Raw genomic sequence first — 1,464 nt, 5'->3', positions numbered from 1 at the left:
GCCTATCTTTTTTTACCACAAGTTGGCTCAATCCTTACTAACTATGGGTTTGGGGCGGGTTGTCACCCCCCCAGCTAGCATAGAGGATTTTTACTCTTAGTGGTTCCCTACGCTTCTCACCAACAGTTAATCTCAGAACAACAGGCATTAATCAGTCCGATTCTGGGCCTGCTAAAAAATTATTAAATTTATTCAAAACGTTTCTGCTGGAATGGACTTTGACACGCCACAGCTTCTTGCTGTTTTACCCGATTTCTTAAAATCGCTGATGGTCATAAGAATGGGGATGTAAAATAGGCACTTTTATAAAAATTGTTTGTTACAGTGCAATTACGATCGCTGGTTCATTGGTGACAAATTAAGACTTAATTGCATTTGTCAATCAGTAATATTACTCAAAAAAACTGCTTTTTTAGGAATGGAAAATTCACGATTTGAGAGGGAGTAAGTATAAATATCACCCTCGGCATGATTCCTCGATCGCCCAAATCTCAGTTTTCTGCCCAAAATCTGAGCAAATGTTGACCATAATTGCTGATTGACAAATGCTTTCTTAGCTTAACTTGTTACCAATGATGCACAATAAAAGATATCAGCTCAGAGACGGTTCCCTTAAACCATTGCCTGGTAAGTTTTGCAGCTTGCTTGTTACCTCGCTAGGTCAGTCTTGCTTTACAAATTGCTATTTACCAGATGCGATTGCCCTGTCACCCAAAACTACATCATTTGACTTCACTAAACCTATGCACAGCATTCATCAGCTTCTTTGAAGGACTGGCCTCTTTCCCGAATTTCTAGTCAAGGCAGGTCAATCAATTCAGTACCCCACAAAAAGTACAAATTTTGGGTGATAAATTCCTCCATTTTCTAGGCAAGCTGGGGGTTGTTTTTACTACAATAAACCATAATTTCTAAAAATATAAACCGTAAGCAGCATAAACTATCTCGCAAACATCAAGATTAAAATCCTCGCAATAAAGACAGTTTAGCGGTCATTACTCACGAAAAAAAGGCAAACGCTCGTGAGTAATGACCGGAAAAAATATCTCCCAAATTGGTGCAGGAAAACCAAGTCATCGTTGTTGAAAAGCTGGCAGTTAATAAATTGGTTAAATAAAATTCTATCCCAAAAAAGTAGCGATTGCTGCTGGTCAATTTTGACCCGAACGTTGAAATACAAGGCTGAAAGAGACGGTAAAAATTACCTAGAGACTGGTCGTTTTTTTGCACCATCGAGTAAGAGTTGCCACGTAGGTCTGAATCAGGTGGGTAGCCTTCCGTTGGAAGTACGTAGCTGGACTTGTTCCAACTGCAAAATTAAGCACGATAGAGATGTGAATTCTGCTATCATTATTGGCGATGAAGGGCTGGGATTATTAGCGTTAGGAACTATAGCGATCGCAAATGATTTGTAAATCATAAATCATGTATAATGAGGGAGGTGGATCTAAGTAGAAGTTAAGA

1 protein-coding gene is annotated in these 1,464 nt (G+C 39.1%); it reads left to right on the top strand.

The genetic code is table 11. The features are described 5' to 3' along the window. Positions 1-1,022: 1,022 nt before the first annotated feature. The gene (locus QUA33_RS28030; RefSeq protein WP_333153035.1) at positions 1,023-1,415 is read left to right on the top strand and encodes a zinc ribbon domain-containing protein; all 393 of its coding nucleotides are present in this window, start codon (positions 1,023-1,025) and stop codon (positions 1,413-1,415) included. Positions 1,416-1,464: the final 49 nt, after the last annotated feature.

The organism is Microcoleus sp. Pol14D4, from assembly GCF_036701245.1.
Classification (GTDB): Bacteria; Cyanobacteriota; Cyanobacteriia; order Cyanobacteriales; family Microcoleaceae; genus Microcoleus.
Note: the sequence above shows the minus strand (reverse complement) of the source record. Positions and strands in the feature narration are given on the sequence as shown.